Consider the following 14,305-nt stretch of genomic DNA (forward strand, 5'->3'; position numbering starts at 1 on the left):
TATCCGTTCGGAAGCAGAGGTAACAGATCCTAAATCCCGTCCAGCAAAAGATAAATTGACCTGGAAGTTTAAAATGACCAATACCCGTGATGCCGCCTGGGCCTCATCAAAAGCATTTGTGCTGGATGCGGCAAGGATTAACCTGCCCAGTGGCAAAAAATCGCTGGCCGTTTCGGCTCACCCAGTGGAAAGCAACGGAGCTGATGGTTACGGCAGGGGCGTTGAATATGTAAAGGCCTCTATTGAACACTATTCAAAAATGTGGTACGAATATCCATATCCAATGGCGGTAAATGTGGCTGCCAATATTGCTGGAATGGAATATCCTGGTATCGTTTTTTGCGGATGGAAAGCTAAAAAGGGTGATGCTTGGGAAGTAATTGACCATGAGTTTGGACACAATTGGTTCCCAATGATTGTGGGATCAAACGAGCGTAAGTTTGGATGGATGGACGAAGGCTTCAATACATTTATCAACGACCTTTCGAGCACCGAGTTTAACAATGGTGAGTATAAGCCGCAGCCTGTGAACATGCATGGAATAGGCGTTGGTGTGATAGGAAATCCATATTTTGAAAACATAATGGTAATGCCCGATGGAATGGCAGAAAACAATATTGGATTTAACCTTTATTTAAAACCAAGCTGGGCATTACATATTCTTAGAGACCAAATTTTGGGCAAAGAACGTTTTGATTACGCATTCAGACAATACATCCACAACTGGGCCTATAAGCATCCAATGCCTTCTGACTTTTTCCGTACCATGGAAAACGCAGCTGGCGAAGACCTGAGCTGGTTCTGGAGAAGTTGGTTCCTTAATAACTGGAAAATGGACCAGGGCATAGCCGAAGTAAGACAAGTGAATAGTAGCAGCTTTAGGGGTTACACCATTAAGGTAGATAACCTGGAAAAAATGCCAATGCCAATCATTTTGGGGATTAAAACCAAAAGCGGGAAAACCGATATCGTAAAGGTTCCTGTAGATGTCTGGATGAGAAACACCAGCTGGATCGTGAGATACCCAACTACCGAAGAATTGGTTGAGGTGGTATTGGATCCTCAGCAGGTTTTGCCAGACAGCAACTTTGAAAATAACAAATGGACTGCAGGTAATTAATACCGCAAAACAATCATATTTAAATCCCGTGAGTTTACTTACGGGATTTTTTTTGTTAAAGATTTCATAACCATCATTGCTATTGAACTTGATTAGATTTGTTTAGTATTGCATCCACGAATAAAAAGAGATGAGAATTAAAATTATTGGCATTTTAACGCTGTTGGCAAGTCAGTTTTGCTATGCCCAACAAATAAGTAATGAAATAGAAACGATTTCGAAATTGCTTTTTGAACCTAAAAGTAAGGAAGTGTTAGTGATCGTACATAGAGGCGATTGGAGAAATGCGCCCGAAAACTCTATCAGGGCCATTGAAAATACCATAAAAATGGGAGCTGATATGGTGGAGATTGATATCCAAAAAACCAAAGACGGACAGTTAGTTTTGATGCACGACAAAACCTTAAATCGTACCACCAATGGAAAAGGCAATGTGTCCGATTTTACTTTGGAAGAAATTAAGAAATTGTACCTCAAAAGCGGTATCGGGATAGAAACCCATCACAGGATACCTACTTTAGAAGAAGCCATGTTGGTAGCAAAAGGTAGAATTTTCGTAAACATTGATAAAGGCTATAATCACTTTGATGAGGTTTACAAAATATTGGAACGCACAGGAACCTTAAAGCAGACCGTAGTTAAAAGCGGTGGTGATTATGAAAAGGTGACCTCAGAAAAAGGTAAAGCTTTTTTCAATCAAGTAGTTTTTATGCCAGTAGTAAATTTAGATAAGCCTGATGCTGCTACCATAATTAGCGATTATACCGCTAAAATGAAACCCGTAGCATTTGAACTCGTGTTTAATAGTGATACCTCGAAAATCATCAACCAGTTTAGCCAAATCAAAAACACAGGTTCTAGAGTGTGGGTAAATACTTTGTGGCCAAGCTTAAATGCCAGTCACCATGATGACTTAGCAGTTGAAGAAGGAAATTTGAAGGACAGTTGGGATTGGATCATTGCCAAAGGCGTAAATATGATTCAAACTGATAGGCCACAAGAATTGCTTCAGTACCTCAGAAAAAATAAATTACATCGTTAAAACGTTTTTTACAGGCTATAATTTTTGGATGTGACAGTTTTTGAAATTTATTTTCAAAAACTGTCACATTTTATTTAGTTCTGCGTCTTGTTGTTGAAGTTATATTCCATATAGTTTTATAAACCAAAACAACTTTAAACTTTAATGAAAAAGAGCGTATTATTTTTTATCCTCTGCTGCCTACTAACTACGAAAGTCTTCGCACAAAACCATCGCTTAAGCGGTAAAGTTTTATCTGCTGCTAACAATGAGCCCATTGGCTATGCCGCAGTACTATTAACCGAGCAGTCAGATTCGACCAAAAGAAACGGTGCATTAACCAGCCATAACGGCGACTTTTTGTTGAAGGACTTGAAGAATGGTAAGTACTTGTTGAAAATATCAGCCTTGGGCTATAAAGCAATTGTTAAGTCCGTTGAAATTGGAGCTAAGGATTTGGATTTGGGAACCTTAACCATGAGCGAAGATGCCTTGTCTTTAAAGGAGGTGAACGTTACTGGTCAACAGGCCAATGTAAAAGTTAAAACAGATACGATCGAATATAATGCGGGAGCATTTAAAACCCAACCTAACGCGGCTGTTGAAGAACTGCTAAAAAAGTTGCCTGGGGTAGAAATAGATAGAGACGGTAATATTTTGGTACAGGGACAAAAGGTTTCTAGGTTAACGGTTGATGGAAAGGACTTTTTTGGTACGGATCCTAAAACGGCTACTAAAAACCTACCTGCAGATGCCATTGCCAAAGTGCAGGTGATTGATAGTAAAACTCAGGAAGCTAAAGCAACTGGCATAGATGATGGACAACGCGAAAAAGTACTAAACCTTACCATTAAGGAAGATAAAAAGAGAGGTTGGTTTGGGAATGCGAATTTATATGGAGGTACTACAGATAGATATAATGGCTATTTGAGCGCCAATCATTTCAATAAAAACTTACAGTTTGCGGTGCTGGGAATGAGTAATAATGTGAGCAATTCAAGTTTTCAATTTGAAGACCTTAACAGCTTTACAGGAGGAAACATTGGAAATATTTTTGCGCCACCTGCGGGCGGAAGCTTTTCCATCAATGTAAATAATGGCCGTACCACTATTGGTGGTTCTGGGGTGTTTGATAACAGTGCCATAGGAGAAGTAACCACTCATAGCGGCGGCCTTAATTACAGTAATAGCTGGGGGAAAAATAATAAATTGGCCATTAGCGGCAGTTACTTTACCTATTTCTCGAAAGGCATAGGCAATAGGTTCTCTAGCATTCAGGATATTAATCAGGATGATGTGTTGCGAACTTCGGAAGTTTCCAATCGTAACTCGGATAATCAGGCTCATCGTTTTAACTTTAAGTTGGAATATCACCCTGATTCGCTGACGGATATTACATTCAGGCCAAATGTTATTCTCAACTACACCACCAACATCAACAACAGAGATTTCAGGTCCGCATTTGATGCCGCTGGAAAAAGCAACGATGGCAACCAGTATTTCAACCAAAAAAATAATACGCCTGCACTTTTTGGAGAGTTTTCGGTATTGCGCCGTTTTGGCAAAGGATCTATTTCGTTAAGGTTAAATGGAACTCAAAATACCTACAATGCAAATTGGATCAATAGATCATTGATTAATGATTATACCAGTGGTGCGCCAATTGCTACGAAACTCAACCAACAGGCCGATCAAGAAAATGTAGCTAAAACTTATACCGCTAACATTAATTACATGCGTCAGTTGAATAAAAAATGGAGTGCCAATGCAGGCTATATCTATAACCAAAGTAGGGTAGATGCCCAACAATTCACCTTGGATTATAACGCCGCAACAGATAGGTATGAAACTGTGGTCGCTGATTTATCCAATAGTATTGATAATAAAAACTGGTTACAGGCAGCTCGATTTGGAATGATCCATACGCGCACACAATGGACGTATAATTTTGGGTTTGGATTGCAGCAAACAGGTTTAGATGCGACCACTTTTAATAGTGCAGGTGTAAATACCGATCATCTCGATCGAAAGTATTATAATATCTTACCAAGATTCTCCATCAATTTCAAGAACAAAGCCAATCATACCATACAGCTAAATTATAATTCATCGGTAAATCTACCATCGGTGAACGATTTGCAACCTATACAAAACAATACCAATCCGCTGTATCAAAGAACGGGTAATCCCAATTTAGAGGCCGTTAAAAATCATCGCATGGCCATCAATTTCAATACATTTAGTGCCGATAATAATAAATATTGGAATGGATATTTCTTGATCAATTATGCTTTTGATGATATTGGTAACAATGTAAGTTATGTAAATGGCGTGCAGTATGTACAACCTAGAAATGTAGATGGGAACTATTTTATCAGGACAGGAACTTTCTTTGGACAACCTACAAAAATTAAGGGGCTAAGAATGGGCTACGGACTAAACCTATTTATGTCGCATACCTCTTCGTTTATCAGTGAAGAGAAAAATGTAACCAATAGATATAACATTGGGCCAAATACCAATTTCAGTTATGATATAGACGACAAATTGAACACAGGCATCTATTTGGGTGTACAATACAGTAAAGTGAACAACTCACAACCTGCAGCAATTGATAACAAATATTTTAGCTTTTTCAATAGTGCCAGTTTAAGTTGGGAATTTGTGAAAAACATGCGTATCAATGCCGAGCTGCAGCATAATGGTACCGCAGGCAGGGCCGATGGTTTTAATAACAATGTCTTTTTGTTAAATGCAGGGTTGGAACAATACTTAATGAAGCGTAAAATTACTTTGGCCATTAGGGGTTTTGATATCTTAAACCAAAATACAAACATTGACAGAACCGTAAATGCAAGCCGTATGGAAGACGTTCGTTTCAATACCGTTACCCGCTACTTTTACCTGTCGTTAAATTATAAAATATCCAGAGCGGGTGCCACCAATACCCGTTCAAATCCTCGAAATACAGTGGGATAAAATACATGCCGTAAAAAAGGATTGGTCAAGCAGCTTTGCATTTAGGCCAATCCTTTTAACTTTGTGCATGAGCCAATCTGAACAAAAGAATAATCCATTGCATGGCAAAACGCTAGAGCACATCGTTACCCGCTTAAGCGAACATTATGGTTGGGCGGAGCTTGGTTATCTTTTACGGTTCAATTGCTTCATTAAAGATCCTAGTGTTAAATCCAGTCTAAAGTTTTTGCGTAAACAAGAATGGGCCCGACAACAAGTGGAACAACTTTATCTAGACACTTTTAAAAACTAAGCACATGAAATTTGTACTTGCTGCATTGGTAGCGATCACCTTATTTTTTCAGCCAAAGGAACTTTACGCTAAAAGCAAAAAAGAAGATCGGGTACTTGTCTTTTCATTGACCACCAGCTTTCGCCACAAATCCATTAAGGAAGGAATTGCAGCCATTAAAACCCTTGGGGCAAATAATGGTTTTGAAGTGGATACTACAGAAAGTGTAAACAGCTTCACCTTGGAAAACCTGTCGAAATATAAAACATTGATTTTTTTAAATCCAACCGGCTCAAATGTTTTTACGGAAGTGCAAAAGCAAGCACTTAAAAGCTATATCAATAAAGGCGGGGGCTTGGTTGGCATACATGCCGCTACGGATTTTTGCTTTGAGTGGGAGTGGTATGGAAAAATGATAGGTGCTTTTTTTACGGATCACCCAAAGGTGCAACAAGCTAAATTGATTGCCGTGAAACCTAAAGATAAATTAATGAAGGGAATGCCCGAAAGCTGGCTGCATACTGATGAGTGGTATAATTTCAAATCATTTAACCCTAAAGTGAAAGTACTGGTAAGGGTAGATGAAAGTTCTTACAAAGGTGGAAAAATGGGTGATTTTCATCCCATCGTTTGGTCCCATGAATTTGAAGGAGGTAGGGTATTTTACACGGGGCTTGGCCATACCGCAGAAGCTTATACCGATCAGTTATTTTTACAGCAACTTTTAATGGGGATTAAGTGGACCATGCGCAAATAATTTATATTTTTGAAGGATATCAAACCGTTTAAATAATGCCTGCCCGTTCTTTTGCCTTTGTCAAATCACTTATTCTATTTGTTTTTATCAGTACAGCATCTGCTGTTTATGCTCAGCATAATGCGCATAGTCTAGAATTGAATTTGCAGCGATCAATCGATAATTTTAGCGCCGATAAGAATTTTCTACAAGGCACTGCCTATGGTGGTGAGTTAATTTATCATTACAATGTGAACAGGAACCCCAAAAAGTGGTCGAATGATTTGGGCATCAAAAGTATTGACCTTATTTTTAACTATAAGCGGATGGCTAATGTTACCCGAATTGCTGCTCCGCAAAAAGGTGAATTTGGCGATACCTACAGCTTGTTGGGGGGCCTTACTTTTCCCATCCTCAATGTAAACAAAGTAGAACTGGCATTTACACCTGGCTTAGGAATATTGTATGCTGGCGAGTCTTGGTTTAGCAATCAAAATCCTATAGTTGGTAGTCGACTTAATTTAGGACTGAAAGCAGGGCTAAAAGCGAGTGTCCCTCTGAATGAAAAAACAGCAGTTTCTGCTAATCTTGATATATTGCATTATTCTAACGGGGGCACCCGTGTTCCAAATAATGGATTAAACATGGTTAGCGTTGGTTTAAGCGTAATTAGGGCGTTAAATGATAATATGGAAGTAAAACCATCCTCTTTTGAAAGTGAAAATTACAAAAAACACAGCTTTGAATTAGGTATCAATGTGGGTAGGCGAGGTGTATATCAAAGTAGAGATGGTTTGTATAAAACAGGGCTTTATGGTGGCTATAATTACCGTTTAAATTCTTACTTGGCTTTAGGTGCTGGTATCGATGCGATTTATTACTTTACGATTTATGACCCTAATCGGAATTTAGAAACTTTTCAGTCAAAGGCATCTTCGTTTGACAGGTGGCGTGTTGGGGCAGCAATAGGACCAGATTTATGGATGGGCAAACTGGCGGTGATGGCAAAATATGGCTACTATATACACTACAATAGTTTGTTGCCCGTTAAAACTTACTGGACTGCAGGAGTAAGATATAAATTAAATAATTGGCTGGGTTTGCAAGCTAAAGGATATATTCATCAAACTGATGCGGACTATGTTGGTTTTGGATTGATGTTCACCAAATAAAGCAATGATTAGATTGACAGAAGAAACACCATTGGAAACGCTCAACGAAATAAAAAAGGGCGACTTGGTGACCGATACTTTTAGCAAAACGGGCTTGGTAGAAAGTATAGAAATGACTGATGATGGATTGTACCGTATTTACAGTTTTACATTGGTTACAGGTCGAGTAATTACCGTTAAAAAATAGTTAAGCCAAAGTAGGTATCTTGATAGAAAATGTACTTCCTTCGCCATTAGAAGAGTGTACGTTTATTTCTCCATCCAGCTTGTTGATCATTTCTTTCACTAGGTAAAGCCCAATACCACTACCCTTATTGTGATGCGTGGTCACGTAAAACATGTTGAATATTTTAGATTGATGTTTATGGTGGATCCCAATGCCATTATCTTCAAATATTAAACTTAATATCCCCTGTGCAACCTTTACGGAAATGCTGATAAAAGCCTCTTCTTTCTCAGGATCGGCATATTTAATGGCATTTGAAATAAGGTTCCTGCAAATAATATCTAACCTAAAGGCATCAATACAAATAGTAGCATCTTCAACGTTAAGTTTAAGGTCTATCTTAATATCGCCGCTGTGTTCAAGGTCTTGAACAAGATGCTCAAAAAAAGAAGGCAGGTGTATTTCCTGAATGTGCAAATCAGTTCTTTTGTTTTTGGAAAACTGAATGATTTTTAAAATAAAATCGTCTTGTCTGGTGAGGATACGCCTCATCAAAGAAAAATATTCACTGCGCTGCTTAGGGTCTTCTTCAACTTCAGCCAACGCAATAATCCCCATTAGTGAAGTAATAGGCGACCTAAGGTCATGTGATACACTATGGGTAAATAAATCCATTTCCTCATTAGTTTGAAGTAGGACTTTGTTTTGCGCCATCGTATCCTTTTGAAGTACGGAGAGTTTGTGAATATACTTTACAGAAATACCCACAATACAAATGAAAATGATGAAGGCCATTAACGTATTGATGGTAAGTATCGTTTTGTTGACCAGTCTTGAGTTTTCGGTAAGGGTTGCATCAAACTCGTTACCTTTTTGTGTCAGTAACCTACAAGTCCTATCAATGTTGCGGGCTAATTGTTCCTTTTCTGTTGAACTAAGAACAATATGCCGTTTAATACGTTCATCAATTTTTTTGCCCTGATTTTCCAAATCGATGACCAACTGGTCTGCAGCTTTCCAAATGACAATAGCCTTTTTAAACTGAGATAGCGATTTAAAGTTTTTATATACCCAAATGATATTTTCGATGTCTTCGGGAATGTTTTTGCCAAGCAACAAATGTTTTTTGGCAATGGTATGATGTTGGTTGCTATCTAGTGAAATTCTGGCTAAGCTGTCATTAATAGGTACTTGAAGCTGCGCCAGGAAATTAGCGTAATACTCGGGGTTTGAAGTGAACACATAATTGGTGAGCTGTCTTGACGCTTCCTGCTGGGCTTTCATATAAACAGACTCCCCAGAAGTAAATGCCCTGATGCCATCTATGGCTTTAAGACCATAATGATTGAGCCCAACAATGAGTGAAATAGAAATAAATATGCAGATGACATAGTTATATATAATACGTTTGGTTGATTTTACTACAACATTCATTTGAGCGTGAGAGTAGAGTGGTTTTATGGTTTATGATCTAAATATATGAAAAGTAAGTATTTCGCTTCCTAAAGTTTGAGTAAATCTTTTGTAGCGTTTGAGATAAATCAACCGTATTGTTTTAAACGCATAAAAAATGAAAAATAAATTTGCGCTCCTTTGTTTGGTTGCGACCACCTTTAACTTGAATTCTTGTAAAAAGAATAATAATGCTAATGTGCAGGAAATAGGATACGGAACCTCTTTTGGGATGTGTGTTGATTATTGCATCAGTAACATTTCCCTAGGTGAGGATGAAGTGAAATTCTATAAGAGTAAAAATGGTGCTACGCCCGATACTAAAACCTGTGCCAAGAAAATGACCGATGGCCAACTGGAAGGATTGAAAACTTTGGTGAAACAAAGTGATTTTGAAAAACTACCAGCCGTAATTGGCTGCCCAGATTGTGCCGATGGTGGTGCGGAGTGGATTGTCCTGAAAATAAACGGTAAAGTTAAAAAAGTGACTTTTGAATACGGAAAGGCACCAAGCGCAGTAAAAGAATTAGTAGTAAAGCTGAAAGAAATTAAAGACAGCTTTAAAGATTGTAATTAACGATACATACACATTTGATAACTAATGAGCACCTCGCAGTAATTTTGCGGGGTGTTTTTTTGTCACGACGTGAGGAAACCTCGTAGGTTTTCAAAACCTGCGAGGTCTATGGTAGGGAAAACAAAAAGATTGTAGCGTAAAGCGGGCTGTTGTAACAAAAGAACCACAGCCATTGCGTTTCTCCTAAAAGGTGTACATATTTTAAGTTCAGGCAAATTTTGTGTTAAGGTATTTTTAAATCAGAAAATTTTTGATGTAACCTATTGATAGTTAAAAGAAATTGTTCTACTTTTGCAGTCCCTTAATGTAGGCTAGTTGTAAACTGCTAACGGCAAGGAAATTAAATAAAATAATAGAAACAAAAAGCAAGAAATGCCAACCATTCAACAATTAGTTAGAAAAGGTAGAGTAGCACTGGAGTTTAAGAGTAAATCTCCAGCGTTGGACAGCTGTCCACAGCGAAGAGGCGTATGTACACGTGTATATACTACTACCCCTAAGAAACCAAACTCTGCAATGCGTAAAGTTGCCCGTGTACGTTTAACCAATGGTAAAGAGGTGAATGCCTACATTCCAGGTGAAGGTCACAACTTACAAGAGCACTCAATCGTTTTGATCCGTGGTGGTCGTGTTAAAGATTTACCAGGTGTACGTTACCACATCATCCGTGGTGCATTAGATACATCAGGTGTAGCTGGTCGTAACCAACGTCGTAGTAAATATGGTACTAAACGCCCTAAACCAGGACAACCGGCAGCGGCTCCTGCAAAAGGTAAAAAGAAATAATTAGGAGGAAACAGAAATGAGAAAGTCAAAACCGAAAAAGAGAATTATTCTTCCTGATCCTAAATTTAACGATGTTCAGGTTACAAGATTTGTAAACAACATGATGTTTGACGGTAAAAAATCTATCGCTTACGCTATTTTTTATGACGCTGTAGAATTAGCTGAGAAAAAATCAGGTGAGAACGGATTAGAGATCTTCAAACGTGCATTAGCAAACATCAGCCCTGCGGTAGAGGTTAAATCTCGTCGTGTGGGTGGTGCAAACTTCCAAGTACCTACAGAGGTGCGTCCAGAGCGTAAAACTGCATTAGGTATGAAATGGTTAATTAACTACTCGCGTAAGCGTGGTGAAAAAACCATGAAAGAAAAATTAGCTGGCGAAATGGTAGCAGCAGCTAAAGGTGAAGGTGCAGCAGTTAAGAAAAAAGAGGATACGCACAAAATGGCTGAGGCTAACAAAGCGTTCTCTCACTTCAGATTCTAAAAACAAATAATTGAATTTTGAATGATTGAATGATTGAATTTTGGGTGAGGCATTAGCACATTCACTCATTCAATCATTTTTTCATTCATTCATTATACTTAAAGATGTCAAGAGATTTAAAATTTACTAGAAATATTGGTATCGCTGCTCACATCGATGCTGGTAAGACTACAACTACCGAGCGTATTCTTTATTACGCTGGTGTTAACCACAAAATTGGTGAGGTTCACGAAGGCGCATCTACCATGGACTGGATGGTACAGGAAGCTGAACGTGGGATAACCATCACCTCTGCTGCTACAACTGTATTCTGGCCTTATCGTGGTAACAAATACCAAGTTAACGTTATTGATACTCCTGGACACGTGGATTTTACCGTAGAGGTAAACCGTTCATTACGTGTATTAGATGGTTTAGTGTTCTTATTCTCAGCTGTTGATGGTGTTGAGCCTCAATCTGAGACTAACTGGCGCTTAGCTAATAACTATGCTGTTCCTCGTATTGGTTTCGTAAATAAAATGGACCGTTCTGGTGCTGATTTCCTTAAAGTTGTAAAACAAGTTAAGGAAATGTTAGGTAGCCACGCTGTGCCATTGCAATTACCTATCGGTGCTGAAGATAGCTTTAAAGGGGTAGTTGATTTGATCAACAACCGTGGTATTGTTTGGAATGAGCATGATAAAGGGATGACCTTTACTGAAGTGCCAATTCCTGATGATATGCTTGATGAAGTTGCACAATGGAGAGAGAATTTATTAGAAGCTGTTGCTGATTATGATGAAACTTTGATGGAGAAATTCTTCGAAGATCCTAACTCAATTACTGAGCGTGAAATTCTTGATGCTTTACGTGCAGCTACTTTAGATGCTAAAATTGTTCCTATGGTTTGTGGTTCATCTTTCAAAAACAAAGGTGTACAAACCATGTTGGATCTAGTGATGGAATTATTGCCATCGCCAATGGATGTTGAAGGGATCACTGGTACAAACCCAGAAACTGGCGAAGAGGTAACTCGTAAACCAGATATTAAAGAGCCTTTTTCTGCATTAGCATTTAAAATTGCTACTGACCCATTCGTAGGCCGTTTATGCTTTATCCGTGTTTATTCGGGTAACTTAGAAGCTGGTTCTTACGTTTACAATGCTCGTTCAGAGAATAAAGAGCGTATTTCTCGTATCTTCCAAATGCACGCTAACAAGCAAAACCCAATTCCTAACGTAGGTGCTGGTGATATTGCTGCGGTAGTAGGCTTTAAAGATATCAAAACTGGAGATACCCTTTGCGAAGAGAAAAATCCAATCATTTTGGAATCAATGAACTTCCCTGACCCAGTTATTGGTTTAGCTATTGAGCCTAAAACTCAAGCTGACGTTGATAAATTAGGTATCGCTTTAGGTAAATTAGCTGAAGAAGATCCAACCTTTAGAGTAGAGACTGATCAAGAAACTGGTCAAACTGTAATCTCTGGTATGGGTGAGCTTCACTTAGATATCTTAATTGACCGTTTAAAACGTGAGTTTAAAGTAGAGGTTAACCAAGGTGCTCCACAAGTAGCTTACAAAGAAGCAATTTTTGGTACTACTGAACACCGTGAGGTTTACAAAAAACAATCAGGTGGTCGTGGTAAATTCGCGGATATCAAAGTGGTAATCTCTCCAATTGATTCTGATTTCGAAAAAGGTGGTTTACAATTCGTAAACGAAATTACAGGTGGTTCAATTCCACGTGAGTTTATCCCTTCTGTAGAGAAAGGTTTTGCTTCTGCAATGAGCAATGGTGTATTAGCTGGTTACCCACTTCCTGATATGAAAGTACGTTTGATTGATGGTTCATTCCACGCAGTCGATTCAGATGCTTTATCATTCGAGCTTGCTGCTCGTATGGCATATCGTGAGGCGTTACCTAAGTGTAAACCTACTTTGATGGAGCCAATCATGAAAATCGAAATCTTAACCCCTGAAGAAAACATGGGTGATGTAATCGGTGACATGAACCGTCGTCGTGGTCAGTTACAAGGTATGGATACTCGTAATGGTGCTCAAGTAATCAAAGCATTAGTACCACTTTCTGAAATGTTTGGTTATGTAACCCAGTTACGTACAATTACTTCAGGTCGTGCTACTTCTACAATGGAATTTGACCACTACGAAGCTGCGCCTAAAAACGTACAAGACGAAATCGTTGCTAAATCAAAAGGCAGAGTTAAGTCTGAAGATTAATATTTAGATATTAGTATTTAGTAGTTGGATATCGTGTCTAACTACTAAATACTAAAAATAAATCCGACTCTTGTTATTAATAGCTCTAACAAGTGGTCATAATTAAAAATAAAATGAGCCAAAGAATTAGAATCAAATTAAAATCTTACGATTACAACTTGGTAGATAAATCTGCTGAGAAAATCGTAAAAACTGTAAAGCCTACAGGCGCAGTAGTTAGCGGACCTATTCCGTTGCCAACAGAGAAAAAAGTTTTCACTGTATTGCGTTCACCACACGTAAACAAAAAAGCTCGTGAGCAGTTTCAATTGTGTGCTTATAAACGTCTTTTAGATATTTATAGCTCAAACTCAAAAACAGTTGATGCTTTAATGAAGCTTGAATTACCTAGCGGTGTTGAAGTAGAAATCAAAGTTTAATGATTTGAATACAACCATAAAAAAGCCCCGATTGAATTTCAATCGGGGCTTTTTTATTACCTTACTCAAACAGCCTCTCTAACACTGATTCTTTTCTTGATGCCGAAACCTCTATTTCAGAACCGTCACTTAACTCAAGTGTACCACCCTCACCTTTACGATATTTAGTTACATATTCCAGATTGATGATGGCTGAACGGTTTACCCTTAAAAAGAAAACATCATCTAAAATGGCTTCAAATTCTTTTAAGGTTTTTGATACCATTATCTTTTTATTCTCCGTGAGAAAAAATACACTATAATTACTCATGGCCTCTACTCTAATAATATCTTCTTTTTTAATTAAATAAACACCTTCGGCAGTAGAAAGTGCCACTTTATTATTGTAAGGAAGTCTGCGAGCTGGACTTGCTTTTAGGAATTGCTTTTGTGATAGCTGCGTGGTAAGGCGTTTTACAGCTGCGGCAAGCTCATCATCAGCCACTGGTTTTAAAAGGTAGTCTAAGGCGTTTATACGTAATGCATTGAGTGTGTAAGAATTGTATGCGGTTACGAAAATGACTTCAAAAGAGATTGACCCCAGTTTTTCCAAAAATTGAAAGCCATCTAATTCAGGCATTTCAACATCTAGAAAAAGTACATCGGGATTTATTTCTCTGATTTTCCCAAGGGCCTCTAATGGGTCGTTGTAAATTGCCACCACCTCAAGCTGATGAGCATAAGCCGATAGTTTTTGTTGTAGAAGCTTGCTTCCACGTACTTCATCATCTAATATAACTGCAGTCATTTTCATCTCAGTTTGCAAGCAAATATCCCCTTAGTTCCCATATCTTTTTGTCGGATTGAGTATAGTGGGGCTTTTAATGAGCCAATGGATACTCTAATTTAGTGATAAAACATGGG

At 38.3% G+C, this 14,305-nt stretch carries 14 protein-coding genes; 12 read left to right on the top strand and 2 right to left on the bottom strand.

Annotated features, from left to right (window positions below):
• From DUT70_RS20635 to DUT70_RS20665, 7 genes are all read left to right on the top strand, one after another.
• Positions 1 to 1,120 (top strand): M1 family metallopeptidase (locus DUT70_RS20635; RefSeq protein WP_162926689.1); only part of this gene is annotated, 1,120 nt, incomplete at its 5' end.
• 130 nt (positions 1,121 to 1,250) lie between these two features.
• Complete coding sequence (locus tag DUT70_RS20640; RefSeq protein WP_113649274.1) at positions 1,251 to 2,162, top strand: glycerophosphodiester phosphodiesterase family protein; 912 nt, start codon at positions 1,251 to 1,253, stop codon at positions 2,160 to 2,162.
• Positions 2,163 to 2,306: 144 nt separating this feature from the next.
• On the top strand, positions 2,307 to 5,120 hold the full coding sequence (locus tag DUT70_RS20645; RefSeq protein WP_113649275.1) for a TonB-dependent receptor: 2,814 nt from the start codon (positions 2,307 to 2,309) through the stop codon (positions 5,118 to 5,120).
• Positions 5,121 to 5,187: 67 nt separating this feature from the next.
• A complete protein-coding gene (locus DUT70_RS20650; protein WP_113649276.1) occupies positions 5,188 to 5,412 on the top strand; it encodes a VF530 family protein in 225 nt (74 codons plus the stop codon).
• A gap of 4 nt (positions 5,413 to 5,416) precedes the next feature.
• Positions 5,417 to 6,148: a ThuA domain-containing protein gene (locus DUT70_RS20655; protein ID WP_113649277.1), complete on the top strand. Its 732-nt coding sequence runs from the start codon at positions 5,417 to 5,419 to the stop codon at positions 6,146 to 6,148.
• A gap of 35 nt (positions 6,149 to 6,183) precedes the next feature.
• Complete coding sequence (locus DUT70_RS20660; protein ID WP_113649278.1) at positions 6,184 to 7,299, top strand: acyloxyacyl hydrolase; 1,116 nt, start codon at positions 6,184 to 6,186, stop codon at positions 7,297 to 7,299.
• Positions 7,300 to 7,303: 4 nt separating this feature from the next.
• The gene (locus DUT70_RS20665) at positions 7,304 to 7,486 is read left to right on the top strand and encodes a hypothetical protein (RefSeq protein ID WP_113649279.1); all 183 of its coding nucleotides are present in this window, start codon (positions 7,304 to 7,306) and stop codon (positions 7,484 to 7,486) included.
• On the opposite strand, the gene DUT70_RS20670 is transcribed toward DUT70_RS20665, so the two are convergent.
• Positions 7,487 to 8,899, bottom strand: coding sequence for a sensor histidine kinase (locus tag DUT70_RS20670; RefSeq protein ID WP_113649280.1), 1,413 nt, complete (start codon positions 8,897 to 8,899; stop codon positions 7,487 to 7,489).
• A gap of 136 nt (positions 8,900 to 9,035) precedes the next feature.
• Between DUT70_RS20670 and DUT70_RS20675 the strand changes: the two genes are divergently transcribed.
• From DUT70_RS20675 to rpsJ, 5 genes are all read left to right on the top strand, one after another.
• Positions 9,036 to 9,494, top strand: coding sequence for a hypothetical protein (locus DUT70_RS20675; RefSeq protein WP_113649281.1), 459 nt, complete (start codon positions 9,036 to 9,038; stop codon positions 9,492 to 9,494).
• 372 nt (positions 9,495 to 9,866) lie between these two features.
• Complete coding sequence (rpsL, locus tag DUT70_RS20680) at positions 9,867 to 10,280, top strand: 30S ribosomal protein S12 (protein ID WP_113649282.1); 414 nt, start codon at positions 9,867 to 9,869, stop codon at positions 10,278 to 10,280.
• A gap of 16 nt (positions 10,281 to 10,296) precedes the next feature.
• Positions 10,297 to 10,764, top strand: coding sequence for a 30S ribosomal protein S7 (gene rpsG / locus DUT70_RS20685; RefSeq protein ID WP_113649283.1), 468 nt, complete (start codon positions 10,297 to 10,299; stop codon positions 10,762 to 10,764).
• Positions 10,765 to 10,868: 104 nt separating this feature from the next.
• On the top strand, positions 10,869 to 12,983 hold the full coding sequence (gene fusA, locus DUT70_RS20690; protein WP_113649284.1) for an elongation factor G: 2,115 nt from the start codon (positions 10,869 to 10,871) through the stop codon (positions 12,981 to 12,983).
• 113 nt (positions 12,984 to 13,096) lie between these two features.
• Positions 13,097 to 13,402, top strand: coding sequence for a 30S ribosomal protein S10 (gene rpsJ, locus DUT70_RS20695; protein ID WP_084237698.1), 306 nt, complete (start codon positions 13,097 to 13,099; stop codon positions 13,400 to 13,402).
• A 61-nt stretch (positions 13,403 to 13,463) separates the two neighbouring features.
• On the opposite strand, the gene DUT70_RS20700 is transcribed toward rpsJ, so the two are convergent.
• Positions 13,464 to 14,189, bottom strand: coding sequence for a LytR/AlgR family response regulator transcription factor (locus DUT70_RS20700; protein ID WP_113649285.1), 726 nt, complete (start codon positions 14,187 to 14,189; stop codon positions 13,464 to 13,466).
• Positions 14,190 to 14,305 lie beyond the last annotated feature (116 nt).

The organism is Pedobacter chitinilyticus, from assembly GCF_003313385.1.
Classification (GTDB): Bacteria; Bacteroidota; Bacteroidia; order Sphingobacteriales; family Sphingobacteriaceae; genus Pedobacter; species Pedobacter chitinilyticus.

Coding starts and splice junctions, on each gene's coding strand:
- DUT70_RS20650 (WP_113649276.1), top strand. CDS start 5,188: ATGAGCCAATCTGAACAAAAGAATAATCCATTGCATGGCAAAACGCTA.
- DUT70_RS20655 (WP_113649277.1), top strand. CDS start 5,417: ATGAAATTTGTACTTGCTGCATTGGTAGCGATCACCTTATTTTTTCAG.
- rpsJ (WP_084237698.1), top strand. CDS start 13,097: ATGAGCCAAAGAATTAGAATCAAATTAAAATCTTACGATTACAACTTG.
- DUT70_RS20665 (WP_113649279.1), top strand. CDS start 7,304: ATGATTAGATTGACAGAAGAAACACCATTGGAAACGCTCAACGAAATA.
- DUT70_RS20700 (WP_113649285.1), bottom strand. CDS start 14,189: ATGACTGCAGTTATATTAGATGATGAAGTACGTGGAAGCAAGCTTCTA.
- DUT70_RS20645 (WP_113649275.1), top strand. CDS start 2,307: ATGAAAAAGAGCGTATTATTTTTTATCCTCTGCTGCCTACTAACTACG.
- DUT70_RS20660 (WP_113649278.1), top strand. CDS start 6,184: ATGCCTGCCCGTTCTTTTGCCTTTGTCAAATCACTTATTCTATTTGTT.
- DUT70_RS20670 (WP_113649280.1), bottom strand. CDS start 8,899: ATGAATGTTGTAGTAAAATCAACCAAACGTATTATATATAACTATGTC.
- DUT70_RS20675 (WP_113649281.1), top strand. CDS start 9,036: ATGAAAAATAAATTTGCGCTCCTTTGTTTGGTTGCGACCACCTTTAAC.
- rpsG (WP_113649283.1), top strand. CDS start 10,297: ATGAGAAAGTCAAAACCGAAAAAGAGAATTATTCTTCCTGATCCTAAA.
- fusA (WP_113649284.1), top strand. CDS start 10,869: ATGTCAAGAGATTTAAAATTTACTAGAAATATTGGTATCGCTGCTCAC.
- rpsL (WP_113649282.1), top strand. CDS start 9,867: ATGCCAACCATTCAACAATTAGTTAGAAAAGGTAGAGTAGCACTGGAG.
- DUT70_RS20640 (WP_113649274.1), top strand. CDS start 1,251: ATGAGAATTAAAATTATTGGCATTTTAACGCTGTTGGCAAGTCAGTTT.